The sequence below is a fragment of the Arenibacter flavimaris genome (assembly GCF_030291335.1).
Classification (GTDB): Bacteria; Bacteroidota; Bacteroidia; order Flavobacteriales; family Flavobacteriaceae; genus Arenibacter.
In genome coordinates this window covers 181,885-206,449 of record NZ_JASWIM010000003.1, presented here as the reverse complement: position 1 = coordinate 206,449, position 24,565 = coordinate 181,885, and the positions used below count along the sequence as shown (strand labels likewise).

The window sequence follows — 24,565 nt, the reverse complement described above, 5'->3', positions numbered from 1 at the left end:
TTATGAGTAGTACAACCACAGAAAGAATTAAGGAATTGGGATTGGTTTTTCCTCCAGCCCCGAAACCGGCCGGAGTATATAGACCTATTTTGGTGGTAGATAAGTTTTTATATGTTTCGGGACAGGGCCCAATACAAAATGATGGCTCCTTAATGATCGGGGTAGCTGGTTTTGATATGAATGCCGATGAGGCAAAACTGGCTGCGAGGCAGGTAGGCCTTACTATGCTCTCAACGATTATGACACATTTTGGCAGTTTGGACAAAATAAAACGGGTAGTAAAGGTATTGGGAATGGTAAATTCAACCCCGGATTTTGCAAAACAACCCTTTGTAATAAATGGCTTTAGTGAATTGATGGCCGATGTTTTCGGGAAGGAAAATGGCATTGGCGTGCGCAGTGCTGTCGGGATGATGCTACCCGATAATATACCCGTAGAGGTTGAGGCTATGTTTGAGCTTCATTGATGTTAAATACAATGCTGGAATGAACAAGGAATGGTATAGAATTATGGACCCGGAGGATATAGTTACCCCTGCCCTTTTGGTTTATCCGGATCGGATAGAAAAAAATATAAAGACCATGATAGCCATGGCCGGTGGTACCCGCAACCTAAGACCACATATAAAAACACATAAAACGGCAGAGATCGTTCAGCTACAGTTAAAGCATGGCATTAAGAAATTTAAATGTGCTACTATTGCCGAGGCCGAACTCTTGGGACATTGTGGTGCAGCGGACGTACTACTTGCTTTACAACCGGTAGGTCCCAATATAAACCGATTTTTTAGCCTAATGTCGGAATTTCCCAACAGTACTTTTTCAGCAATTGTCGATAATGCCCAAATGGTTGAAAAAATTGCTGAAACCGCCAGGGCCAAAGGTATCCGGGTTTCACTTTGGTTGGATATAAACAATGGAATGAACAGATCGGGTATTCCGCCCAATGCGGATGCTGTGGAATTGTATAAAAAAATTTATGACGAACCAAACTTGCAGGCCTTGGGATTACATGTATACGATGGGCATATCCTCAATAAAGACCTGCTTGAAAGGGAGAAGAAATGCAATGAAGACTTCGTAGTGGTTTTTGATTTGAAAAGTTCTTTGGAGGCACAAGGTTACTCCATTCCTACCATTGTGGCCGGTGGTACGCCAACCTTTCCCATTCATTTAAAACGAGAAGGGGTGGAAACTAGCCCGGGAACTACACTTTTATGGGATGCTGGGTATAATGCCTCCTATAAGGACATGAAGTTTCTTCCGGCCGCTGTTTTAATCACGAGGGTTATCAGTAAGCCAAACACTAAATTAGTCTGTTTCGATTTGGGACATAAACACCTGGCTTCAGAGATGAATTTTCCAAGAGTGCTGTTATTGGAAGGGGAAGGTTGTACCCAGATAGGGCAGAGCGAAGAGCATTTGATCGTACAGTGCCCCAATGATGAAATTTTTGAAGTAGGGGGTGTCACCTATGCTATACCGGTACATATTTGTCCAACCGTAGCCAAATATAAGGAAGTGCTTACCGTTGTTGAAGGAAGCATAACCGGCGCCTGGCAGATCGCCGCAAGAAATCTTAGAATTAATATATAAACCGCTCCTATAAAAGGCCCAATAATTATAGGTTGGGCCTACAGTTGGGATAAATTTTAAAATATGTTCGTATTTGATGCCCATTTGGATCTGGCTATGAACGCCCTTGAATGGAACAGGGATCTAACAAATAGTGTAGCCGATATTAGGGAGAGTGAAAAGGGCATGACCGATAAACCGGACAGAGCGAAAAATACAGTGTCTTTAGATGCTATGCGCAATGGGAATATTGGATTGTGCGTGGCCACCCAAATAGCAAGATATGTAAAGAAGGAAAACCCCATGCCCGGATGGAACTCTCCCCATCAGGCCTGGGCACAGACCCAGGGACAGTTGGCTTGGTACAGGGCTATGGAGGAAGTAGGGGAAATGGTCCAAATTAGGAATTTGGCCGAGCTGGAGGCGCATTTGGATTTATGGAAGACGGACAAAGGCAAAAATCCCATTGGCTATATACTTAGTTTGGAAGGAGCCGATTCCATAATGACCTTGGACCATTTGGAACGTTCCTACGAACAGGGACTCAGGGCTATTGGCCCCGCACATTATGGACCGGGGACCTATGCCCATGGTACCGATTCGGTAGGGGGCATTGGACATAAAGGTAAGGCGCTATTAAAAGAAATAGAGCGATTGAACCTAATTTTGGATGCTACCCATTTATGCGATCTTAGTTTTTGGGAAACAATGAAGGTTTACAATGGTCCGGTATGGGCAAGCCACAACAATTGCAGAAAATTTGTAGACCATAACAGACAATTTTCAGATGAACAATTAATGGAACTTATTGGTAGGGAAGGCGTTATTGGAATGGCCCTGGATGCCTGGATGATGGTCCCCAATTGGGTGAGGGGTATTTCCACCCCAAAAGAAATGGGTGTTACTTTGGATCAAATGGTCAACAACATAGACCATATTTGTCAGTTGGCCGGTAATTCCCTGCACGTTGGTATTGGGACAGATCTGGATGGAGGCTTTGGAAAAGAGCAATGTCCTACCGACCTAAATACCATCGCAGACCTTCAGAAGATCCCTGGACTACTATTGGGAAAGGGGTATTCGGAAATGGATATTGAAAATATAATGAGCAATAATTTTATTCGGTTTTTAAGAAAGGTGTGGGGCTGATTAACTGGTGGTTTTGTTAAGTTTAATAGCTCTTTTTTCGAACCACATTGGCCTGATATTCACCTGGGGACACATTTTTTTTTCTCTTAAATACACGGTTAAAATATGATCTACTTTCAAAGCCGCACTCCAAGAATACTTCTTTTATAGTGCGTTTTGGATCCTGTAAAAGGCTAACCGCCAGTTTAATTCGTTCATTATTAATAAATTCTACAGGAGAAATGCCAAGTTCATTTTTAAAGACCCTGTAAAAATGCGACTCGCTCATATGGGCCTTTTTGCTCAATGTTTCAATACTTAGGGGCTGGTATATGTTTTCCCTTATAAAGGAGACTATATATCCTAACCTACTATTGTTGTTGATCTCCAGTGTTTGTTCCGTGTAAATTTTGCGCTCATTGCTCTGTAATATCCGCACGATCAATTCACTTAGCATATTGTCCACAAAAAGGTCTTTGGACGGATGGTTCTCTGTAAATAGAAAGAGCAACCGCTGTAAAATTTGATAGAGGCCTATATCATTGGTGAAATGAAAATTATAATCCATCAAAGCCCATTCCTTGCCATCCATTTTGGGCATGGTTTCATTCATTACCCTCAGCATCTGCATAATTTTATCTTCAGAAATGGCCATGGCGAGACAACGGGTAGGGTTCGTAGCCTTTGCTTCGGGAAAGTCAATGCACATTACTTCTTTGGAAGGGAGTATAAGCGACTCACCGGGTAAGAAGTTAAATGACTCATGGTCCCTGAGGTGCATAATTTTCTTGCCGCTTAACATACTTGCCAAGACGGGCTGGTCAAACTGGAGCAATACCTGTTCCGCCTGCTGATGGGTTTCAAAAACGTGCATGGCAGCATTGTTCAAGGTATAAGTGGTTTGATTCTCGACCAAAGTTTCCAATCTCCTATTATTAAAGTACGCGTTGGACAGCTGCATTCCTGACTTGTTTAAATTGTCATTAATTGTGATTCAATGAGGCTATTTTAATAAAAATACAAAATTAATCCCACCAAATTGGGATATAGTCAATTATTGATAGGATCGTTCATGATATTGATAGAATGGTTCAGGATTTTAACAAAAGCGCTTCATACATTTGAAAACAAGCCACTTAGCTCAAAATATGGCACTGCCAACAACGATTGGCGAAATAATAATCATTGTTAATTAAAAATATAATATCATGGGAAATGTAAAGACCACAACACAGAATAGGGTTGAAAGACCAGTATTTAAAAGTCAGTATGAAAACTTCATTGGGGGTAAATGGGTGTCGCCCACCAAAGGGGAGTATTTTGATAATATTTCACCTGTGGATGGCAATAGTTTTACGAAAATAGCACGATCCACTGCAGAGGATATTGAACTGGCATTGGATGCAGCATGGGCTATAGCCCCGGAATGGAACAACTCCTCAGCGGCGTCCAGGAGCAATTTGTTATTGAAGATTGCGGATATTATGGAGCAAAATTTGGAAGTTTTGGCACGGGCCGAAACCTGGGATAATGGTAAGCCCATCAGGGAAACCATGGCAGCCGACCTACCTTTGGCCATAGATCATTTCAGATATTTTGCAGGGGTCATAAGAGCGGAGGAAGGTACTGCCAGTGAGCTGGATGCCAATACGGTTTCGCTAAACATTCCGGAGCCTTTAGGGGTAGTTGGGCAAATTATACCTTGGAACTTTCCACTACTTATGGCCGCTTGGAAGGTGGCACCTGCACTGGCAGCAGGAAACTGTGTAGTTTTGAAACCGGCAGAACAAACCCCAGTGGGTATTTTAGTGTTAATGGAGCTAATAGAAAATGTATTGCCGGCAGGTGTTCTTAATGTGGTAAACGGATTTGGAATTGAGGCGGGAAAACCCTTGGCTTCCAACCCTAGAATTAATAAGATTGCTTTTACAGGCGAGACAACGACTGGGCAACTTATTATGCAGTATGCCTCCAAAAACATAATCCCTGTTACTTTGGAATTGGGGGGTAAATCGCCCAATGTGTTTTTTGAAAGTATTATGGAGGCAGATGATGAATTCTTCGATAAATGTTTGGAGGGAGCCGCAATGTTTGCCTTCAATCAAGGTGAAGTGTGTACCTCACCATCACGTATATTGGTACAGGAAAGTATTTATGATAAATTTATTGAGCGGGTTGTGGCACGTACCAACAAAATAAGGTTGGGACATCCGCTAGATCCTGAAACCATGATGGGGGCCCAAGCTTCCAATGATCAATATGAAAAAATTCTGAATTATATCAAAATTGGAAAAGAGGAGGGTTGTGAAGTACTTACAGGGGGTAATGCGGCCTATAATGAAGGTTTGGAAGGGGGTTACTACATTCAACCTACCATTTTAAAGGGAAACAATAAAATGAGGGTCTTTCAGGAAGAGATCTTTGGTCCTGTGGTGTGCCTAACAACCTTTAAGGATGAGGCCGAGGCCATTGAGATAGCCAATGACACCTTATATGGACTGGGAGCTGGCGTATGGACAAGGGACACCCACCAAGCTTATAAGGTAGCAAGAGCCATCAAAGCCGGAAGGGTATGGGTAAATAGCTATCATACCTATCCAGCACATGCCCCTTTTGGTGGTTATAAGAAATCGGGAATTGGTCGGGAAACCCATAAAATGATGTTGAACCACTACAGGCAGACCAAAAACATGCTTATTTCATACGATAAAAAAGCACTTGGATTCTTTTAAGAAATTAGTAGAAGGATATGGTAAATAGGGTATTGATTTCAGATAGGGCAAGGCAGGTATTGGAGCAACTAAAGTCCCAACATGGTGAGCTCATGTTCCATCAAAGTGGAGGTTGTTGCGATGGGTCATCGCCCATGTGTTTTTCAAAAGGGGAATTAATGCTAAATGAAACCGATGTTTGTTTGGGGGCTATTGCAAACTGTCCTTTTTATATGTCCAAGGATCAATTTGAATATTGGAAACATACCCAATTGACGATAGATGTCACCAAGGGCCGTGGCTCAAGTTTTTCCTTGGAAATACCGCTGGGATTGCGATTCGTTACGATGTCCCGTTTATTTACGGAGGACGAGCTTGCCCAATTGGAGTCAGTAGATACGGTTGCCAATTAGGGATAACTTCCAAAAAATGTCAATGCCGGTTTAAGGGTTACTTAAACCGGTTTTTTATTATACTATGAATTTAACAGCAATTTAGTGACACATGGCAAGGTATTTGATATTTTTGTAACTGATAAGTACCTTAAATCGTTATATGAGAATAGTATATATATTTTGCATTCTATTTTTAATTTCGCAGTTGGGTATGTCCCAAACAGATCTTCCCACCACCAATCCACTTAAAATAGAAGGGGACAAAGGGGTTAGGGAAAATCCAAATCAGGGGACAGCTTTGAAAATGCCGTCCATTATTACCTTAAAGCCCACTACCAATCTCAGGGACTCCCTTACCGCTAGAAATATTAAGATGCTCCCGGATAGGGAACTGGTACAGGCTGGTTATGGTCTAAAAATAGATCCCAAAATTGGTGAAAAAGAAAAGGAAGGCTCTTCTACGTTTTTTGGGAATATGTATTTGGGGGATATTAAAAGCAATGGCAAGTTCGTAGGTATTGTTTGCCGGGACCATGAATATGTTGATGGTGATAGGGTAAGAATATTGCTCAACGATAAGGTGGTGGAACCCAATATTTTTTTAACCGGATCCTTTAAAGGAATTAATCTCGATTTACAGAAGGGTTTTAATAGAATAGATTTCGAGGCATTGAACCAAGGTACTTCAGGACCCAATACGGCGCAAGTTAATGTATATGATGATGAAGGTAAAATGATACATTCCAATATGTGGAATTTATCCACTGGGTCCAAAGCCACCATAATAATCATAAAGGAATAACCCATAGGATTATCAAACACTGGCCCATATGAAAGGATATTACTATTTGTTGATTATTAACCTCTTGCTTATTTTAATCCCGTATACCTTAAGGATGCTTAGGGATTATAAACGGAACAAGAACTGATTCCACCGTTTTAAATTGGTATTTCATTAGTGAAACTCAATTTAGAGAAGACGGTAAGACGCACTTAAAATTGCAAATTGAACTAATCCCACCTTTTTTGGCGGGATCTAGGTTCCATACCTCGACCCTAGGGTCGATTCCCATTATTGGGTTCAGGGCCTGCCTTTGTCGGCAGACAGGCTTGCCCAGAGGTTTAATACCTTTTATTGACCTTCCAACTTAATGGTCCGGTGACTTTACTGCATCTACCCTTTTAAACCCATTCCAGTTTTTTTGGGATGGAGGCCGCGGGATTATAACGAATTTGGGTTGTTCGAATTACTGAAAACCTCAGTGCCATTTTTTTTCTAAACAATGTAAAAACTGAATGATGTGGTTGACTTTATTGGCACCGCCAAAGGGTATAATACCCCGAGGCTTGCCTGGAAAATTAAAGATCGTTTCCTACGAATGCCTCGCGGGCTTGCCCCGAGGTAGTTTACTATTTTTATTTGCCATAATTTTCTTCAGTTGTTCCCAAGAAAGGGACATACCTACCGATGGGCCCTCCATAGACCTGCTAATGGAACCTGGGTCCACTGTTGCCGTCCCTGATGATATGCCTGGACCTCATTTAAATAAATGGGACATTTATAACTATTTGGCCTTGGGAGATAGCTATACCATTGGCGCAAGTGTAGAAAGTGCTGTAAGCTTCCCCATTCAGTTAAAGACTAGATTGGAGCAGGGACTTAAGGTTAAGGTCAATACAGAGATTATTGCCGTCACCGGATGGCGCACGGATAATTTACTGGATGCAGTTAAGAAGGGAGCCCAATTGCCTTCCTATGATTTGGTAACCCTTTTAATTGGGGTCAATAACCAATATCAAGGCAAGCCATTTAGGGTATATACCCAAGAGTTTCCTTTATTATTGGAAGCTGCAATGGCTTTGGCCTATGGCAATCCAAAAAATGTTGTAGTTGTTTCCATTCCGGATTATGCCTATACCCCTTTTGGGGAAGGCAGAAATACTGACAAAATTTCCAAAGAAATTGATGAATACAATGCCTTTGCGGAAGCAACGGCCCTTCAAATGGGGGTGTCATTTATTAATATTACGGATATAACACGAAATGGATTGTCCAATCCCAATTTAGTAGCAGGGGATGGCCTGCATCCATCAGGCGAAACTTATAAGCGATTTGTGGATAAACTATACCCAGTTGTACTTCCTATCTTTGATTAATGATAATTCCCAACCATTGGGATTTGCAATCATATCCTGGGTTATTCGTTCTTTTGTGATGCTAGCTGTGTACCATAATTATGTAATAACATGGAAAGTTTCATGGTTCGCCTACCAATAACTTTAATTACATTTATACCTTATAATTCCCAAAATCAAAATAAACTATATAATGCCCAATAAAAAAGTAAGTATTCTTACCGCCTTTAAAACAATAATTTGGCCACGTCGCAATTTGGTACTTATTGGTCTGCTGTTGATCGTAATAAGTAATGCTGCAAATTTTGTAGGTCCTATTTCCCTAAAATATTTTATGGACGATGTTATTCCAAACAAGGATATGGATATGCTCAAAATATTGGTAGGGTTGGTAATACTATCTATTTTGGTGCGGGCCGTAACTTCATTTTTGTTGACAAAAATATTGAGTGTGCAAGCACAATACCTTATCTCGGAGCTTAGGGCACAGGTGCAAAAAAAAGTGCTTTCACTCCCGATCCGTTTTTTTGATAATACCAAATCGGGGGCTTTGGTCTCTCGTATAATGTCCGACGTGGAAGGGGTTCGAAACCTTATTGGGACAGGATTGGTCCAATTGGTAGGGGGGAGTATTACGGCCATAGGTGCCTTGGTCTACATGTTATGGATTAGTCCGTCAATGACCTTCTTTACCTTTATTCCATTGGCCATTTTTGCCTTCATTGCTTTAAAGGCATTCAAGATTATAAGACCTATTTTTAGAAATCGGGGAAAAATAAATGCTGAGGTTACGGGTAGGCTTACCGAAACACTCGGAGGTATAAGGGTAATCAAAGGCTTTAATGCGGAGGAGCAGGAGACCAAGGTCTTCGAGAATGGAGTGGAACTGTTGTTCCAAAATGTAAAAAAGAGCCTTACGGCAACTGCTTTTATGACCAGTTCGGCAACTTTTTTAATCGGGATTGCTACCACAGGAATTATGGGGATCGGGGGTTATAAAATTATGTATGAAGGATTGAGTCTTGGAGAATTCCTGTCCTTCACCTTTGTTTTGGGTATCATGATCGCCCCCATTGTACAAATGAGCAATATAGGGAGTCAGCTTACCGAAGCGCTTGCAGGTCTGGACCGTACGGAAGAATTAATGAATATGATACCGGAAGCCAATGAAGGGGAAAGAACAATTGTTCTTGAAGAAATAAAGGGGGATATAGCCTTTAAGGAGGTTTCCTTCGCCTATGAGGAGGATAATGAAGTATTGCATAGCGTTAGTTTTGAGGTTAAGTCCGGTGATGTGGTTGCGCTGGTGGGTAGTTCCGGTTCCGGGAAATCCACTATAGCCGGTTTGGCGGCAACCTTTTTAAATCCCTTATCAGGAACCATTACAGTGGATAATCAAGATCTTTCCAAAGTTGATCTGAGAAGTTATCGCCAGAATTTGGGGGTTGTACTACAAGATGAATTTTTGTTTGAAGGTACCATTAGGGAAAATATAATGTTCCCAAGGCCCAATGCATCGGAGGAAGAAGTTATTATGGCCGTGAAAGCAGCCTATGTGGACGAATTTACAGATAGGTTTGATAAGGGATTGGACACGCTGATCGGGGAACGGGGAGTGAAACTTTCCGGTGGACAGCGGCAACGTATTGCAATAGCCAGGGCGGTCTTGGCCAATCCTAAAATTTTGATTTTGGACGAAGCTACTTCCAATCTGGATACGGAAAGTGAAGCCCTTATTCAAAAAAGTTTGGCCACCCTGACCGAGGGAAGGACAACCTTTGTCATCGCCCATAGATTGAGTACCATAAGGAAAGCCGATCAAATTCTCGTCATAGAAAATGGTCGTATTGCTGAAAAGGGAACCCACGATGAGCTTATTGCAAAAGAAGGTAGATATTACAACCTATTTACTTACCAAGCGAGGATTTAGTAAAAAATGGTCCAGGCGATGAGAAGGTGCTTGTTTTCTTTATTTTTAACCGGAGGTATTCTGGTTGGCAATGGTCAAGGACTGAAATCGGAAAAATATTCTTATATAGATGGGGCCTTGGTAAGGGGGGATAGTACACATCCGGCCTTATCCCTAGTATTTACAGGGGATCAATTTGGAGATGGTGCCAAGCACATACGAAGGATCCTTAAAAAGGAACAGGTATTGGCCTCCTTCTTTTTTACAGGAAACTTTTATAGTAATCCAAAATTTACCCGAACGATCAAAAAGTTATATAGTGATGGACATTATTTGGGCGCACATTCCAATAAACATCTTTTGTATTGTGATTGGACACAACGGGACAGCCTATTGGTTTCACAAGAGGAATTTAAACAGGATCTACTGGCTAATTATGGGAAGATGAAAGTATTTGGTATAGGGAAAGAGAATGCCCGCTATTTTCTTCCACCTTATGAGTGGTACAACGATAGCATTGCCAAATGGACAGGGAATATGGGGCTTATATTGGTAAATATGACCCATGGAACCCTGTCACATGCAGATTATACTACCCCTGAAATGAAAAATTATAGATCCAGTACAGAAATTATCCAAAATATAGTACAATATGAAGAACAAAACAGTACTGGTCTAAATGGATTTTTGCTCTTGATGCATATCGGTACGGATACCTCCCGTACGGACAAGCTTTATCATTATTTGGAACCCTTGATCAAACATTTGAAAAAAAGGGGCTATCAATTGCAGCGGATTGAGCGTTTACTTGATGGTAATTAAGAATCAATTTTTTTATCTTTAAGTTTTATAATCTTCCTATTCTATGAAACAATTCATCTTTTTGTTATTGTCCATAGGGCAATTCCTTATGGGAAACGAAATTCCCCAAGGCCCGTTTATTAGAATAAATCAGTTGGGGTATTTATTGGATGAACACAAAAAGGCAATTGTTTTTTCAAATACCAGGGTAAACGAAGTGTTCCAGTTGATAGATGATAAGAACAAGGTGGTAGCTACATTAAGGCCAATTAAATCCAAACAGAAGGGTTGGGGGACTTTTAAGAGTTATTATGAACTGGATTTTTCACATGTAACCGTCAAGGGGACTTACTTTATAAAGGCAAAAAAATCCAATTCTCGATCAGAACTTTTTAAGATAGGGAATGATGTTTATAAGCAAAAATCTGAGGTATTGTTAGGGTTTATGCGTCAACAACGTTGCGGCTATAATCCTTATTTTGATATGGTATGCCATCAAAGGGACGGGCGTTCGGCCTATGGCCCTATGCCCGAAGGAACCTTTGTGGATGCTTCCGGAGGTTGGCATGATGCAGGAGATCAGCTTAAATATCTAATAACCGGAAGTTATGCCACGGCCCATATGTTGATGGCCTATGAATTATACCCCGATACTTTTGAAGACCGGGTAAACGCCTTAGGTCAACCACGGCCCAATGGTATTGCGGATGTTTTGGATGAGGCCAAGTGGGGTTTGGATTGGATTTTAAAATTGCACCCCGATACCGATCAATTGATACATCAAATTGCAGATGATCGCGATCATATTGGGTGGAAAATGCCTGATGAGGACAGCTCGGACTACGGCTGGGGCAAAAATAGTTATAGGGTGGCATATTTTGCGACTGGGGAACCACAAGGTCTTAACAAATATAAAAGTGAGGCCAGTGGTGTTTCTAATTTGGCAGGACGCTCAGCCGCGGCGCTGGCCTTGGCCTCAAGAATTTGGTTACGGGATGTAAAGGATTCCGTTTTTGCGCAAAACTGTTTGGAGGCTGCCAAATCCTTATATCGTTTGGGAAAGGAGAAGGAAGGTTTTCAACAGGGGAACTCCTATGGCGCCCCGTATAGATATTCAGAGAAGACCTGGGCGGACGATATGGAATGGGGAGCTGCAGAGCTTTACAAAAGTACGGGAAACAGTAGCTATTTGAAAGAGGCCAAGGAGTATGCCCTAAAGGCGAATACGATATCGTGGATGCCCAAGGATTCGGTGGGGCATTATGAATATTATCCATTTGTTAATTTGGGCCATTTTGCCCTACATGATCTGGTGGATGAAAATTTTCAAAATACGTTGGCTGCCTACTACAAAAGTGGTTTGGAGGATAATTTGAAGAGGGCGTCCAAAAATGCCTATAATATTGGGGTCCCATTTATCTGGTGCTCCAATAATTTGCTCAGCAGTTTAATTACCCAGGGGATTCTCTATGAAAAAATGACCGGGGATAAAAGTTACCATCAATTTTTGGTGGAACAAAGGGATTGGCTTTTTGGTAGAAATCCATGGGGAACTTCTATGTTTACCAAGATGCCGGAAACTGGGGAGTATCCTATGGATGTGCATACCAGTACATGGGCACTGACCGGAAAGGAAGTTGCTGGAGGTTTGGTGGACGGTCCGGTCTATGCCTCGATTTTTAATTCCTTAAAGGGCTTACGTATGGATAATCCGGATGAATTTGAAGCCTTTCAAAATGAGTTTGTGGTGTACCATGATGATATTGGTGACTATTCTACCAATGAACCTACCATGGATGGTACTGCCGGCTCCATAATTATGATGGCCCATTGGGCGGACCAAAACAAAAATTAGTCTTAGGTTTTAGGGAAAAAGGTGGTTCAATCAAAAGCAGGTGATTGCCTTTTAGCTCTCAGGGGCCAATTCCACTTCCAGGCCTTCCAAATCTTCTGTAATATGGATCTGGCAACCCAAACGGCTGTTATTCTTTACGTTGAAAGCTTCGGCAAGCATGGCGTCCTCATCATCGGACATTTCGGGCAATTGGTGGTCAGACTCTATATAGCACTGGCAGGATGCGCACATGGCCATGCCCCCACATATACCAATGGTTCCCTCTGGGGCAAGTTCGTAGGAACGTACTATTTCCATTAGATTCATATTCATGTCCGTGGGTGCGTCTACCTCGTGAACAACCCCATCCCTGTCCTTAATTTTTATTTTAACATCGCTCATGCCAGAAATATTCTTTTTTGCTAATAGCCAGCAAATTTAAGGGATTTACTTTAGGATTTGGTTGTTTTTTTTAATCAATGGCCTTTACTACTGCCTTAGGGGCTTCTTTTTTGCTGCCATCAAAACCGGATACACCGCCAACGGTGGTATATTTCATAACATATTTTTTGTCCGGGAAAATACGCTGATAGGCACTCTGGCACATTAGGGTTGCCTCGTGAAAGCCGCAAAGGATCAATTTTAGTTTTCCGGGATACGTATTTACGTCCCCAATGGCATATATACCTGGAATGTTGGTCTGATAATCGAAGGTGTCCACTTTTATGGCATTCTTTTCAATTTCCAATCCCCAATCGGCAATGGGCCCCAGTTTGGGCGACAGTCCGAACAAAGGGATAAAATGATCTATTTCTTTGGTGATTTCTTCATCTTCATCCCCGGATTTATTGATTACCACGGCCTCTAATTTTCCGGATCCCTTAAGGCCTACCACTTCTGCAGGGGTAATAAGGTTTATTTTTCCAAGATTTTTTAAGGACTGTACCTTCTCTACAGAATCCAAAGCACCTCTAAACTCATTTCTTCTGTGTACCAAGTTTACTTCCGAAGCTACATCGGCCAAAAAGATACTCCAGTCCAGGGCAGAATCTCCGCCCCCGGCAATAAGCACCTTCTTGTTACGATATACTTCCGGGTCTTTTATAAAATAGGCAACCCCCTTGTCCTCATAATCCTTTATTTTATCTATCAGGGGTTTTCTGGGCTCAAAACTACCAAGACCTCCGGCAATTGCCACGATGGGGGCATTGTGCTTGGTACCCTTGTTGGTGGTAACCAAAAAAGTGCCATCTTCCAATTTTTCAATGGTATTGGCCCGTTCCCCCAAAGTAAATCCAGGTTGGAACGCTTTTATCTGTTCCATAAGGTTGTTTACCAGATCGCCTGCCAACACTTCTGGGAATCCTGGGATATCGTAAATAGGCTTCTTAGGGTAAATTTCGGAACACTGCCCACCAGCCTGTGGCAATGCGTCAATTAAATGACATTTAAGCTGTAATAGGCCTGCTTCAAAAACTGCAAAAAGACCGGTTGGGCCGGCACCTATAATCAGAATATCTGTTTTAATCATGGAAGAAAAACTTAAAATAGCTACAAAGCTAAAAAAGGAATTGGTATTGGATTATGATAAAAGTCAGCTTATTGCACCACATTAATGACCTCCTGTATTTGTGGGGCATATTTTTTTATGGTCATTTCCACACCGCTTTTTAGGGTCATTTGGTTAACCGAACAGCCAACACAGGCCCCTTCCAATTTTACCTTAACCGAGTTATCGTTGTCTATGGAAATTAGGGAAATGTCCCCACCATCACTTTGCAAAAAAGGACGGATTTCCTCCAAGGCTTTTTCAACATTATTTTTAAGTTCAATCGATGTCATAATTACTTCTTTTTAACAGCCGAACAACCTGCCATTGTAGTTATTTTAATAGCCTCCGTTGGAGGTAAACTTTTGTTTCTATCCACCACTTCCCGAACTACATTTTTTGTAATTTCCTCAAAAGCGGTTTCAATTGAGGTTGCCGTTTGAAGTGCCGCCGGCCTTCCTACATCACCTGCCTCCCTAATACTTTGTACCAAGGGAATCTCCCCTAAAAAAGGAACGTTTAAGTCGTCGGACAAATGCTTGGCACCTTCTTTGCCAAAAATATAATATTTGTTGTTGGGTAATTCCTCTGGTGTAAAATACGCCATATTTTCTACGATTCCCAATACCGGTACATTTATGGAATCTTGTTGGAACATGGCCACTCCCTTTCGAGCATCGGCCAAGGCCACTTCCTGCGGGGTACTTACGACCACTGCCCCTGTTATTGGTAAGGATTGCATAATGCTTAAATGTATATCCCCTGTCCCTGGAGGAAGATCCAGCAACATAAAATCCAATTCCCCCCAATGGGCATCAAAAATCATTTGATTGAGTGCCTTGGCGGCCATAGGGCCTCTCCAGATTACTGCCTGATTCGGTTGGGTGAAAAAACCAATGGACAAGAGTTTTACGCCATAATTTTCTATCGGCTTCATTTTGGATTTCCCTTCAATATTTACGGCCAAAGGTTTTTCTTGGGCAACATCGAACATGATGGGCATGGATGGACCATAAATGTCCGCATCCAATAGGCCCACCTTAAATCCCATTTTAGCTAGGGTTACTGCCAAATTTGCGGTGACCGTGGATTTTCCTACCCCTCCTTTTCCTGAAGCAACAGCAATAATATTTTTGATCCCTGGGACGGGTTTTCCCTTTATTTCATTAACCTTAGGCTTGGCAGCGGGGGCATCCACCTTTACATTGACGGTAATTTTGGCCTTGTTGTACACCTTCTCATGTATCACCTTGAGAATTTCAACTTCGGTTTTCTTTCGCGCCTGTAAGCTCGGGTTGGAAATGGTAATATCTACAACTACCTCATCCCCAAAAACCATAATATTTTTAACGGCACCACTTTCCACCATATTTTGTCCTTCTCCGGGGACAGTGATGTTCTCAAGGGCCTTAAGTATGTCTTTCTTGTCTAATTTCATCCTAAACCATTCTTATTCAGTCATTATTAAAACTGATTCTAAATTACAAAGATAGGGCTTAGGAGCGAGATTAGGAAGGAAGGGAATTGAAAAGTAAAATAAGGCAATAAGTATATTCTATATAATGGGATAAAGGCAAAAATACGGGCAATTTCAATCAGGAAAATTGTTTTAGTTCCTGCCAGGGATCCCAGAAATGGACTTCGAAATTCACGATTTGGTTATCCACCACTTTTATCCCCTCATTTTCCAATAACTGCTGCATTAGATTGGTGCCTTCAAAATGATGTTTCCCGGTCAATAACCCTTTTCTGTTAACAACCCTATGGGCTGGGATATCCCCAATTTTGTGGGCGCCGTTCATGGCCCATCCCACCATCCTAGCGCTTCTTGCAGTTCCTAAATATTTGGCAATGGCACCATAGGAAGTAACCCGCCCAAATGGTATTTGCCTGGCCACTGTGTACACTTTTTCAAAAAAGTTCTCATTTTCTGGTTTCATCAGGTATAAAATATTCGAATTAGCGTAATCACTAAAAGTAACAACATTAGGGCACTTAAGATGTAATTGGAATTTTTTGAAAACCGATTGTTCTTGGTTTCCAATTTTGTAAAATAGACCGTGTACAAATAGAGTACCGTAAAGGTACCGCATCCCGCAGCAAGAATAAAGGTAGCTATATCCCGGAATTGAAATTGTATCCATCCCGAGGCGTTCCACATGGCATTCAGTCCGCTGTAGTACGGAATGGTCAAAAGGTTTACCGCTGCCAGCAATATTCCTTTAAAGAAGCTATTTTTCTTACTTACCTTGACTATTTTGGGCCTTTGTAGTTTTTTTTTCTTGGCTTTGACAAAGAAGTAAACGGCAAAAAAAGCGAAGACAATAAGGGCTATTTTTAAAAGCAGGTCTATGATCTCCGGGTTTTTGAATAGAAATTTGGAAATCAGCACAGAAATATAGGCCTGAATAATGATCATGGTAGAAACTCCCAGACTAAAAATAATACCATTGGTCTTACCTTTCTCCACACTGATCTTGGCGGCGTTCATATTTAATAGGCCTGGTGGGACTGTGGCCATGAAGGCAGCTGAAAAAGTGGCAAAAAAAAGGGTAAGTAAATGCTCCATGGTTTACCTTATTCTAAATTTGATATAGGTGATCGGTTTTCCTTTTTCAAGATACTGTTTTTCATAGAAAGTTTGTATTTCCAACACTTCTTTGGGGCTCCCTTCATTTTTGTAGATGTCGTGATTGGCATAGAGCACTTCATAACCTTTGCCATGTAATAGGCCTAGGGTATAGCCGTGCATAAATTCACTATCGGTCTTGAGATTCATTACACCATCTTCCTTTAGAATTAATTTATACTTATCCAAGAAAACTTCGTTGGTAAGTCGGTGCTTGGTACGTTTATATTTTATTTGGGGGTCTGGAAAGGTAATCCAGATTTCAGAAACTTCTTCAGGAGCAAAAAGCCCGTCGATCAATTCTATTTGGGTTCTTAAAAAGGCGGCGTTGGATACATTCTCTTCAATGGCAGTTTTGGCACCACGCCAAAAGCGGGCTCCCTTGATATCTATTCCAATGAAGTTTTTGTTTTTATTTTGTCTGGCCATTCCAATGGTATACTCGCCTTTGCCACAGCCCAATTCCAAAACCAAAGGATTGTCATTGCCGAAAAATTCATTCCATTTTCCCTTTAAAGAAAACGAACCTTTGGTAATTTCTTCCCTAGAGGGTTGAATTACATTCTTGAAAGTTTCATTCTCTTTGAATCGCTTCAGCTTATTCTTACTTCCCACGGTAGTTTTATAATTTAAATTTTGGCAAAGCTAATGAAATCTAAATTTGTTTCTTAGGAACGGACCGTTCGTTGTTCAATGTTATCGGAATTAAAAGGGAGACTTAAAATGTGTTGGCAGTACCCACATATTTAGTACGGATTCACCTGCTATTCTTTATTATGAGCCTGAAAAGGATTAATTTAGAGCTATAATCAAATTGTAAATGCAAAAATTAGGTCTTCTTTTCTTATTGTTATTGCAACTTGGCTGTAGTGGCCAGGCAATGGAGAAATTCAATGGCGTGAGTTTTGTAGCCTCTAGAGATATGGTAGCCCAAGAACACGTGGATGCCGTTAGGAATGTAAATGCCAAATGTGCGGCAGTTATGCCCTTTGGCTTTATCAGGGATGCGGATTCCCCAGAAATAATTTTCGATACCTCAAGGCAGTGGTTCGGGGAAACAAGGACCGGAGCCAGACAATACATAGACATCTTACATCAGAATGGTTTAAAAGTAATGTTGAAACCCCAGATTTGGATTTCCAGAGGAGCATTTACGGGTAATTTAAAAATGGATTCGGAAGAAAATTGGCAACTTCTGGAGGAGTCTTATGAGAAATTCATAATGGCATATGTTTCCCTGGCCCAGGAAACAAATGCCGATGCGTTTTGTATTGGGACGGAGTTGGAGCAATTTGTAAGTCACAGACCTGGGTATTGGACCCAACTGATCAAAAAAATAAGGAGTGTTTATAAAGGAAAACTTACCTATGCGGCCAATTGGGACGAATATGGCAGAACCCCTTTTTGGGAGGATCTGGATTTTATCGGGATAGATGCCTACTTCCCGTTGAGTGATGAAAAAACCCCAACAGTGGAACAATTAAGAAAGGGGTGGCAACCGCACAAAGAGAAAATAAGATCTTTGTCCGTGGCAAAGAACAAACCCATTATCTTCACTGAATACGGTTATAGGAGCAATAATTATACCGCCAAAAAACCTTGGTTGGTAGACCATAGTCAGGACGATGTAAACCTTGAGGCCCAAACCAACGCAACCAAGGCCATTTTTGAAGAATTTTGGAAAGAAGATTGGTTTGCAGGCGGATTTGTTTGGAAATGGTTCATTGATCATGAAACGGCGGGAGGGGTAAATGACAATCGATTTACTCCTCAGAATAAACCGGCACAAGAGGTGATTAAGAGTTTTTACAAGATTCATTAAGCCCCATACCTATTTTAATAGGTCTTCATTTTGTTGTTGTGTTGCATTGTAGTGGCCTAAATTCCTGGTTTGCACAATACAAGTATTCCATCATTATGGATTGTTTTTGGAATATGGCAGTATTTTTGATAATATTTGTACAAAATATGTACCGTGTCTGCCAAAAGAACTTTTATTTTATCGTGGATGGTGGGGTTAATAGGACTCCCTTTAATTGCCCAAACGGCGGTTAAAACCGTAATTGCTGAAAAGGGGGATGGTATTTATTCCATTCTTAGGAAGCAAGGGATGAATCCGGTGAGGCACTACGGGCATTTTGTAGACCTTAATCAAGATAATTTAAGGGATAGTATTCATTTGTACGAAGGAAGGGAGTATATTATACCCCCTGTGCCCGTAGATACAGTGCCCATAGAGGAAACCGTTGCAAAAAAGGCTACTGAAATCAAGGCCGTTTCCAATATCCTCAACGATGATATTTTTGGTAAGGATTATGCCGCCACGGAAATAAAAAGTAATAAGTTACAGGGTGCCGTATATTATTTGATATCTGGTCATGGCGGGCCGGATCCCGGAGCTGTTGAAAAATATGATGGCAAAATTATTGCAGAGGACGAATATGCCTACGATATTACGCTTCGTTTGGCCAAGGAGCTTATATCCCATGGGGCCAAGACCTACATTATAGTGCGGGATTCCAATGATGGAATAAGGGATCAGCGGATCTTGGAAATAGATAGGGATGAGGTGGTATATCCTAACGAGGAAATTCCATTGAACCAATTAATGCGTTTAAAACAGCGTGTTGATGTGGTGAACAAACTCTATTTGGAAAATATGGGAAAATACCAGCGGCTATTAGTGACCCATGTAGATAGCCGAAGCAGGGGACAGAATATAGACGTGTTTTTCTATCATCATGAGAACAGTATGAACGGTAAACGTTTGGCGGAAAGCATCCATGAAACTTTTTTAAAAAAATACAGACAATATCAGCCTAACAGGAATTATGAGGGAACCTTTGCCGATCGTAGTGGATTGTATTTGGTGAAGAATACCTTACCTGCCATGGCCTATATAGAGGTTGGGAATATTAAGAGCAAAAAGGACCAAAGGCGCATCCTAGATCCGGACAATAGACAAGCCCTGGCCAAATGGATATCGGAAGGGGTGTTGTTGGATTTTGACAATAAAAATTAAGAGGTAATATTTTTCTTGTAATATCGGTACAATTGTTCGGGACCAACACCCAGTAAATTCTTCAGGTGGATTATCCCAAAGTGATACTGTAATTTTAAGGTGCCAATCTGTTCATATTTTCTGGCCGAAGTTACCACAGGTTGTGGTAATACCTGGAATTTTGATATTTTGTATAGGCGGCTAATAAATTCCGTATCCTCGTAGATGATATACTCTTCATTAAAGCCACCCGACCTATGGAATAGGGCCTTGGAAATAAATAAGGACTGATCACCTCCCCTACATAGCCGGCTATTTATCCTGCTGAACCAGGCGAAGAACCGTAAAAAATTTTTAGAGGTATCGAACTTCATCCTAAAACAACCAGAAGACATATTGAGGTGTATTGCCTTTAGGATGTAAAGGTCAAAATTTTTGGGCGGGTAGGTGTCGGCATGTAGAAAGTAAAGTACATGGCCCGTGGCCAATTCCGCACCTTTGTTCATTTGTTTGGCACGCCCCCTCTCTGAGGTTATTGTCTTGGCACCCAAAGTTTTTGCCAATCTCGGGGTGCCGTCCGTACTGCCACCATCCACTACAATTATTTCCTTGATATTTCCAGGGCTACTATTCGCTTTTAAATACGCCAACAAATTACCAATTTGGGCGGCTTCATTTAAGGTTGGAATTATTATGCTAAGGTTTGTGGAATTACTCAATTTCATTTAATCCCCAATTGTAGTTCAAATAACTTATTTTGGTATTGGATGTCAATTTTTGGGCGGCATACTTGTTCAGATAATCTATCAAGGAACCATTTTTGGTAAAATCTTTTTTGTACCAGTTAAAAATTTGCGACAGGGAGGCTTTTTCTTTTGTTAGCACATTCCTTTGTGGATCATTGATAAAATCCTTGGCCGTCCGTTCCAGCAAAATTTCAAGGTTGTTGGCAGTAAAGGCTTTGTTCAATAATTTGGGGCAGGAATAAGAGGCACAATTAATGGCAAAATGAATTCGCGGTTCATCCATTTTGCGCAATATTTTGTGTTCCAGATCGCCCAAGGAAACTTTTTCACCTCCCATTTGCACAATATCCTTTCCCCATGGATTTTTGATGTCCTTAATACTTTTGGTAGGATAATTATCCAATATCAGCTTCACCGTAGCGGCATTGTAGAGGTTAATGTAATAAGCCAGCTTTTCTGGTTTGGGAGCCATATCCATTGGACGGTCCTTGGCTAAATGATCCAAGTAATTTTGCAGCTCCGAAATATCCTTGGCAAAGCTGTTGTAGTCAACATTCCCCCTATCGTCTACATACTTTTTGAGTAATCCATCCCATTTGGAATGATCTAGTTGTGGAACAATATCTACGGCAATATTTTCCACATACCTTGGGGTAGGCACAAAATTAACAACACTTTCCGTTAGAAACAGGATCAGTAATAATGTTGATTTAAGGTGCATGGTTTTTTATTTACCTCTAATTAGTGCGCTTAGCTGTATAAACCTTACAAGATGGGTATAATTAGCAGCAACCACCGCCATTATAATGCCAAGTACTGTTGCTTATATGGATTTCGGTGTTGCTTTTTTTGAGTGCGGCTGCGGTTTTGTCACATACCGCCAAGGGTTGGTTTTGCATTAGCACATGGCCGTTTTTATCATCAAAATATTCTTCATTCCCGTAATAAATGGCTGTTTTTCCTGTAAAAACACAGGGGCCATCTTGGGGCATGGGATCTTTTATCGCAGCTATTTCAATAGATTCAATAAAGATCAACTCATCCGTAGGATAGTGATTGGGAGAGAGAACGCGGTATGATTTTCGCGCCCTTATTTCAATGGTTCCGAAACCGGCATCCGTTAATACCTTTATATACTCTTTCAACGGGATACTTCCACTTAAGCACAGGGCCCTTAATCGGTCATCGTTGCGAAGGGTTTCGTTCATAGGCTGTTCACATATGGGATCGCTCATAACCAATCTGCCATGTGGTTTTAAAACGCGATACATCTCAGAAACAGCCTTCTTCAGGTCTTCTGTCTTAAAGATGTTAAATAGGCAGTTCTGTGCCGCAACATCTATACTTTTGTCCTCAATGGGTAGGTGGAGGGCATCCCCTTTCACAAGGTTTACAAACTCGCTCTTAAACCATGGGTTCTCCCGTTCGGCAATTTTGAAATTTTCTTTTGAGGCTTCCAACATTTCATCTACAACATCTACTCCGGTTACGCCGCCCGTTTGTCTGGAGAAATATGAAAACTGCAACAGCTCCATTCCGCCTCCAACACCCACATATAGTACCTTTGGATTGTTTACCAAATCCTGGGCAGAAACCGTACTTCCACACCCGTAATTCATCTCTTGCATAATTATTGGGACGGACAAGCCAGGGAATTGCCAAATAGGATTAGTGGTGCAGCACAATCCAACATCGGGGGTCAATGCGGCATTCTTATATAATTCATTGGTTGCTTCTAAATAACTCATGTGTATATGCTTAATAGTTGGTCTTCGGGTTTGTAATTTCACTACCCACTACTTCAAAAATTATATTGCTTTGATTAATTCCCTAAATAATTTTATCATTTTTGGTTCTGTTTTCCCTGCAATAGCAATTATTTCGGAAATGTTGACAGGTTTAAGATTGTCCGGGTCGCACTCGTCCGTTAGCACCGATACTGCCACTACAGGTAATTTCAGGTGGTTGGCAACGATTACCTCTGGCACAGTGCTCATTCCTACGGCATCGGCACCGATAATTTTCAGCATTCGGTATTCCGCCTTCGTTTCCAGTTGAGGTCCTACAACGGAGGCGTAAACTCCCTTCTGTAGGTTTATATTTTCCTTTTCGGCTATTTTTTCCAAACTTTGGCGCATTGGAATGTCGTATGGTTCGCTCATATCCGTAAAACGATCCCCAAATTGGCTTACATTTTTAAATGCTAGGGGAGACCCTCCTTGAAGGTTAATATGGTCCTCGATTAGCATGAGGTCCCCTTTTTTAAAATCGGGATTTATGGCTCCTGCAGCATTGGATATAAATAAGTTTTTTATCCCTAACATATGCATTACGCGAATAGGGTAGGTAACGTCCAAAAGATCGTATCCTTCGTAAAAGTGAAACCTTCCCTGCATCACTACAACTTTTTTGCCTTCCAAGGTTCCATAGATCAATTTGCCGGAATGGAATTCTACGGTAGCCAGAGGAAAATAGGGTATATGGTTGTAATGCGCTTCTATGGGATTTTCAATTTCATCTGCCAGTTTGCCCAAACCTGTACCGAGTACAATGCCAATTTCAGGGGCTTCAAATCCTTTGCCAAATAGATAATCAGTAGATTCCTTAAGTAGTTTACCCGTCATATAATTTCAATTTTTTAAAAAGGTTTGGAAGATTTCAATGTCCTTGATATCCTCAAAATAGTCTATATCATTTTTAGGCCCCAAAAGGCTGTAGTTTTCATTGTGCAAATCCTGCAAGGTGGCCTTCAATACTGTGTCGGTGCCCCATGTTTTATCTTTAAATAGTGAGGGGTTCAAGACTTTCATCCCCAACAGGTAATAGCCGCCATCAATGGCCGGACCTATTACGTACCCATGATGGTCCAAGATTTGAAAAGCTTCCAACAAATCGTTTTCGCTTAGATCGTACATATCACTGCCGATAATAACAATTTTTTCATGGCCTGCATTAAATCCATCTTTAAAGGCATTGGACATACGCTCGCCCAAGTCCTTACCGGATTGTACTTTTTTTTCATAAATGGAGGTATCCCAAATATCATTTTCCCAAATGTTATCGGAATAGTACACCCACTTGGCCATATTTAAGCCCTTGGTCATATTCTTGGTATGGTCAAGTAAAAATTTATAAATGTTAAGGGCAGTTTCGTCGCCCACCGTTGCCGCCAATCTGGTTTTGCACCGGCCAAGTTCAGGATTACGTGTAAATATGATAAGTAAGGGTTTGGGGTGGTTCATTTTGGCTTTTAAATATCTTTCTAATTTGATGGACTTGGTCTTATGGTCGTTATAGCTTTGTATTCATTACGTAATTGTAGGTAAGAAATTGATAAATGGGTGGAACTCCATGTCCTTAACCAACCCATTAAAACAGATTGGTTTATTGGCAATATCAGCCTTTAGCTTTCATTTTTTTTGTTTGTATACTTTGGTGGCATTGTTCAACATCCTGCCCCATTGCTTGTTATATGCATGTACTCTATCCGTTTCTTGACCAATGGTATCATAAACAGGAAAGCCCATGTTTTTCCATTGGAAAATACCGCCATAAAGGTTGTAGACTTCTGTATAGCCTTTTTTTAAAAGCTTTTCCCCAAAAACTTCAGAGCGAATTCCTATGGAGCAATAAACTACGATGGGTCTATTCTTGTTGGGAATGATGGCAGAAATTTTGTCCCCATCAAAAATCTTATCGCCTACCCAGATTGCATTTGCTATATGGCTTATCTCAAATTCCACTTTTTCCCTAGCGTCCAAAAGGAGAAACTCCTTGTTCCCCAGTAATCTTTCTGCCCCAATATAGGGCACACTATTATTATTCAACCTCTTCAATGTCAGGTCTATGTCACTTTGCCCCCTCAGTCCGTAAAGGCAAAAAAGGCTTATGATAATATGGATTGGATATTTCATTGGCAGACATAAATAACAGGGTAAAGATAGTGTATTGGTGTCATAACCTTTAGCCACCATAGCCAATGGACAACAAATTTTGTTTCATTTATGACCGAAGGGATCTCCATTATTAAAATTTGATTATTTAATTTCACGGTTCCTTAATTGTGCAAGTTGTTCTCTATTATACTTGGAAAATATTTTTTGGCAGCCGCTTTTATAGGCTGTCTATGCAATTAGTAAATCTTATTTTAA

General features: G+C 41.1%; 26 protein-coding genes. 12 read left to right on the top strand and 14 right to left on the bottom strand.

Annotated features, from left to right (window positions below):
- Positions 1 to 2: 2 nt before the first annotated feature.
- From QSE00_RS04205 to QSE00_RS04195, 3 genes are all read left to right on the top strand, one after another.
- The gene (locus tag QSE00_RS04205; RefSeq protein WP_110354525.1) at positions 3 to 467 is read left to right on the top strand and encodes a RidA family protein; all 465 of its coding nucleotides are present in this window, start codon (positions 3 to 5) and stop codon (positions 465 to 467) included.
- A gap of 19 nt (positions 468 to 486) precedes the next feature.
- The gene (locus QSE00_RS04200; protein WP_286104958.1) at positions 487 to 1,596 is read left to right on the top strand and encodes a D-TA family PLP-dependent enzyme; all 1,110 of its coding nucleotides are present in this window, start codon (positions 487 to 489) and stop codon (positions 1,594 to 1,596) included.
- A 63-nt stretch (positions 1,597 to 1,659) separates the two neighbouring features.
- Complete coding sequence (locus QSE00_RS04195; RefSeq protein ID WP_286104957.1) at positions 1,660 to 2,724, top strand: dipeptidase; 1,065 nt, start codon at positions 1,660 to 1,662, stop codon at positions 2,722 to 2,724.
- Positions 2,725 to 2,746: 22 nt separating this feature from the next.
- Here QSE00_RS04195 and QSE00_RS04190 read toward each other — a convergent pair whose 3' ends face one another.
- Positions 2,747 to 3,664, bottom strand: coding sequence for an AraC family transcriptional regulator (locus QSE00_RS04190; RefSeq protein ID WP_286104956.1), 918 nt, complete (start codon positions 3,662 to 3,664; stop codon positions 2,747 to 2,749).
- Between the two features lie 247 nt (positions 3,665 to 3,911).
- On the opposite strand from QSE00_RS04190, the gene QSE00_RS04185 reads away from it, so the two are divergent.
- The 7 genes from QSE00_RS04185 to QSE00_RS04155 all read left to right on the top strand — a co-directional run bounded on the left by QSE00_RS04185 (position 3,912) and on the right by QSE00_RS04155 (position 12,510).
- Positions 3,912 to 5,435 (top strand): aldehyde dehydrogenase family protein, encoded by a 1,524-nt coding sequence (locus QSE00_RS04185; RefSeq protein WP_110354529.1) that lies wholly within the window; start codon positions 3,912 to 3,914, stop codon positions 5,433 to 5,435.
- Between the two features lie 17 nt (positions 5,436 to 5,452).
- On the top strand, positions 5,453 to 5,827 hold the full coding sequence (locus tag QSE00_RS04180) for a DUF779 domain-containing protein (protein WP_286104955.1): 375 nt from the start codon (positions 5,453 to 5,455) through the stop codon (positions 5,825 to 5,827).
- 142 nt (positions 5,828 to 5,969) lie between these two features.
- Entirely contained in the window at positions 5,970 to 6,611 is a 642-nt protein-coding gene (locus tag QSE00_RS04175; RefSeq protein WP_286104954.1) for a hypothetical protein, read from the top strand.
- 494 nt (positions 6,612 to 7,105) lie between these two features.
- A complete protein-coding gene (locus QSE00_RS04170; protein ID WP_286104953.1) occupies positions 7,106 to 7,966 on the top strand; it encodes an SGNH/GDSL hydrolase family protein in 861 nt (286 codons plus the stop codon).
- Positions 7,967 to 8,138: 172 nt separating this feature from the next.
- Positions 8,139 to 9,875 (top strand): ABC transporter ATP-binding protein, encoded by a 1,737-nt coding sequence (locus QSE00_RS04165; RefSeq protein ID WP_110354533.1) that lies wholly within the window; start codon positions 8,139 to 8,141, stop codon positions 9,873 to 9,875.
- Positions 9,876 to 9,893: 18 nt separating this feature from the next.
- Positions 9,894 to 10,676, top strand: a complete 783-nt coding sequence (locus tag QSE00_RS04160; protein ID WP_286104952.1) for a polysaccharide deacetylase family protein — start codon at positions 9,894 to 9,896, stop codon at positions 10,674 to 10,676.
- Between the two features lie 43 nt (positions 10,677 to 10,719).
- Positions 10,720 to 12,510 (top strand): glycoside hydrolase family 9 protein, encoded by a 1,791-nt coding sequence (locus QSE00_RS04155; RefSeq protein ID WP_286104951.1) that lies wholly within the window; start codon positions 10,720 to 10,722, stop codon positions 12,508 to 12,510.
- Positions 12,511 to 12,561: 51 nt separating this feature from the next.
- Here the strand turns inward: QSE00_RS04155 and QSE00_RS04150 are convergent, their stop codons facing one another.
- The 7 genes from QSE00_RS04150 to trmB form a co-directional block, all read right to left on the bottom strand.
- Complete coding sequence (locus QSE00_RS04150) at positions 12,562 to 12,891, bottom strand: 2Fe-2S iron-sulfur cluster-binding family protein (protein WP_110354536.1); 330 nt, start codon at positions 12,889 to 12,891, stop codon at positions 12,562 to 12,564.
- Positions 12,892 to 12,961: 70 nt separating this feature from the next.
- Positions 12,962 to 14,020, bottom strand: a complete 1,059-nt coding sequence (locus QSE00_RS04145) for an NAD(P)/FAD-dependent oxidoreductase (protein WP_286104950.1) — start codon at positions 14,018 to 14,020, stop codon at positions 12,962 to 12,964.
- Positions 14,021 to 14,088: 68 nt separating this feature from the next.
- Entirely contained in the window at positions 14,089 to 14,331 is a 243-nt protein-coding gene (locus QSE00_RS04140; RefSeq protein WP_072860500.1) for a NifU family protein, read from the bottom strand.
- A 2-nt stretch (positions 14,332 to 14,333) separates the two neighbouring features.
- On the bottom strand, positions 14,334 to 15,476 hold the full coding sequence (locus QSE00_RS04135) for an Mrp/NBP35 family ATP-binding protein (RefSeq protein WP_110354538.1): 1,143 nt from the start codon (positions 15,474 to 15,476) through the stop codon (positions 14,334 to 14,336).
- A gap of 157 nt (positions 15,477 to 15,633) precedes the next feature.
- Positions 15,634 to 15,978: an MGMT family protein gene (locus QSE00_RS04130; protein ID WP_110354539.1), complete on the bottom strand. Its 345-nt coding sequence runs from the start codon at positions 15,976 to 15,978 to the stop codon at positions 15,634 to 15,636.
- Positions 15,978 to 16,607, bottom strand: coding sequence for a LysE family transporter (locus QSE00_RS04125; RefSeq protein ID WP_110354540.1), 630 nt, complete (start codon positions 16,605 to 16,607; stop codon positions 15,978 to 15,980). Before QSE00_RS04125 ends, QSE00_RS04130 begins: the two co-directional genes overlap by 1 nt.
- Before the next feature lie 3 nt (positions 16,608 to 16,610).
- Positions 16,611 to 17,282, bottom strand: a complete 672-nt coding sequence (gene trmB, locus QSE00_RS04120) for a tRNA (guanosine(46)-N7)-methyltransferase TrmB (RefSeq protein ID WP_110354541.1) — start codon at positions 17,280 to 17,282, stop codon at positions 16,611 to 16,613.
- 205 nt (positions 17,283 to 17,487) lie between these two features.
- Between trmB and QSE00_RS04115 the strand changes: the two genes are divergently transcribed.
- Positions 17,488 to 18,489, top strand: coding sequence for a glycoside hydrolase family 113 (locus tag QSE00_RS04115; protein ID WP_286104949.1), 1,002 nt, complete (start codon positions 17,488 to 17,490; stop codon positions 18,487 to 18,489).
- A gap of 153 nt (positions 18,490 to 18,642) precedes the next feature.
- Positions 18,643 to 19,689, top strand: coding sequence for an N-acetylmuramoyl-L-alanine amidase family protein (locus tag QSE00_RS04110; protein WP_353477437.1), 1,047 nt, complete (start codon positions 18,643 to 18,645; stop codon positions 19,687 to 19,689).
- Here the strand turns inward: QSE00_RS04110 and QSE00_RS04105 are convergent.
- From QSE00_RS04105 to QSE00_RS04080, 6 genes are all read right to left on the bottom strand, one after another.
- Positions 19,686 to 20,393 (bottom strand): TIGR04283 family arsenosugar biosynthesis glycosyltransferase, encoded by a 708-nt coding sequence (locus QSE00_RS04105; protein ID WP_286104948.1) that lies wholly within the window; start codon positions 20,391 to 20,393, stop codon positions 19,686 to 19,688. The two genes, QSE00_RS04110 and QSE00_RS04105, sit on opposite strands and share 4 nt — an antisense overlap.
- On the bottom strand, positions 20,380 to 21,135 hold the full coding sequence (locus QSE00_RS04100) for a DUF547 domain-containing protein (RefSeq protein WP_286104947.1): 756 nt from the start codon (positions 21,133 to 21,135) through the stop codon (positions 20,380 to 20,382). The genes QSE00_RS04105 and QSE00_RS04100 overlap by 14 nt, the downstream gene beginning before the upstream one ends.
- 61 nt (positions 21,136 to 21,196) lie before the next feature.
- Positions 21,197 to 22,162 (bottom strand): arsenosugar biosynthesis arsenite methyltransferase ArsM, encoded by a 966-nt coding sequence (gene arsM, locus QSE00_RS04095; RefSeq protein ID WP_286104946.1) that lies wholly within the window; start codon positions 22,160 to 22,162, stop codon positions 21,197 to 21,199.
- 60 nt (positions 22,163 to 22,222) lie between these two features.
- The gene (locus QSE00_RS04090) at positions 22,223 to 23,038 is read right to left on the bottom strand and encodes a purine-nucleoside phosphorylase (protein ID WP_286104945.1); all 816 of its coding nucleotides are present in this window, start codon (positions 23,036 to 23,038) and stop codon (positions 22,223 to 22,225) included.
- A 6-nt stretch (positions 23,039 to 23,044) separates the two neighbouring features.
- Positions 23,045 to 23,656, bottom strand: a complete 612-nt coding sequence (locus tag QSE00_RS04085; RefSeq protein ID WP_286104944.1) for a TIGR04282 family arsenosugar biosynthesis glycosyltransferase — start codon at positions 23,654 to 23,656, stop codon at positions 23,045 to 23,047.
- Between the two features lie 168 nt (positions 23,657 to 23,824).
- Positions 23,825 to 24,328 carry a rhodanese-like domain-containing protein gene (locus QSE00_RS04080; protein ID WP_110354798.1) on the bottom strand — a complete coding sequence of 168 codons (504 nt, stop codon included), beginning with the start codon at positions 24,326 to 24,328 and terminating at the stop codon, positions 23,825 to 23,827.
- Positions 24,329 to 24,565 lie beyond the last annotated feature (237 nt).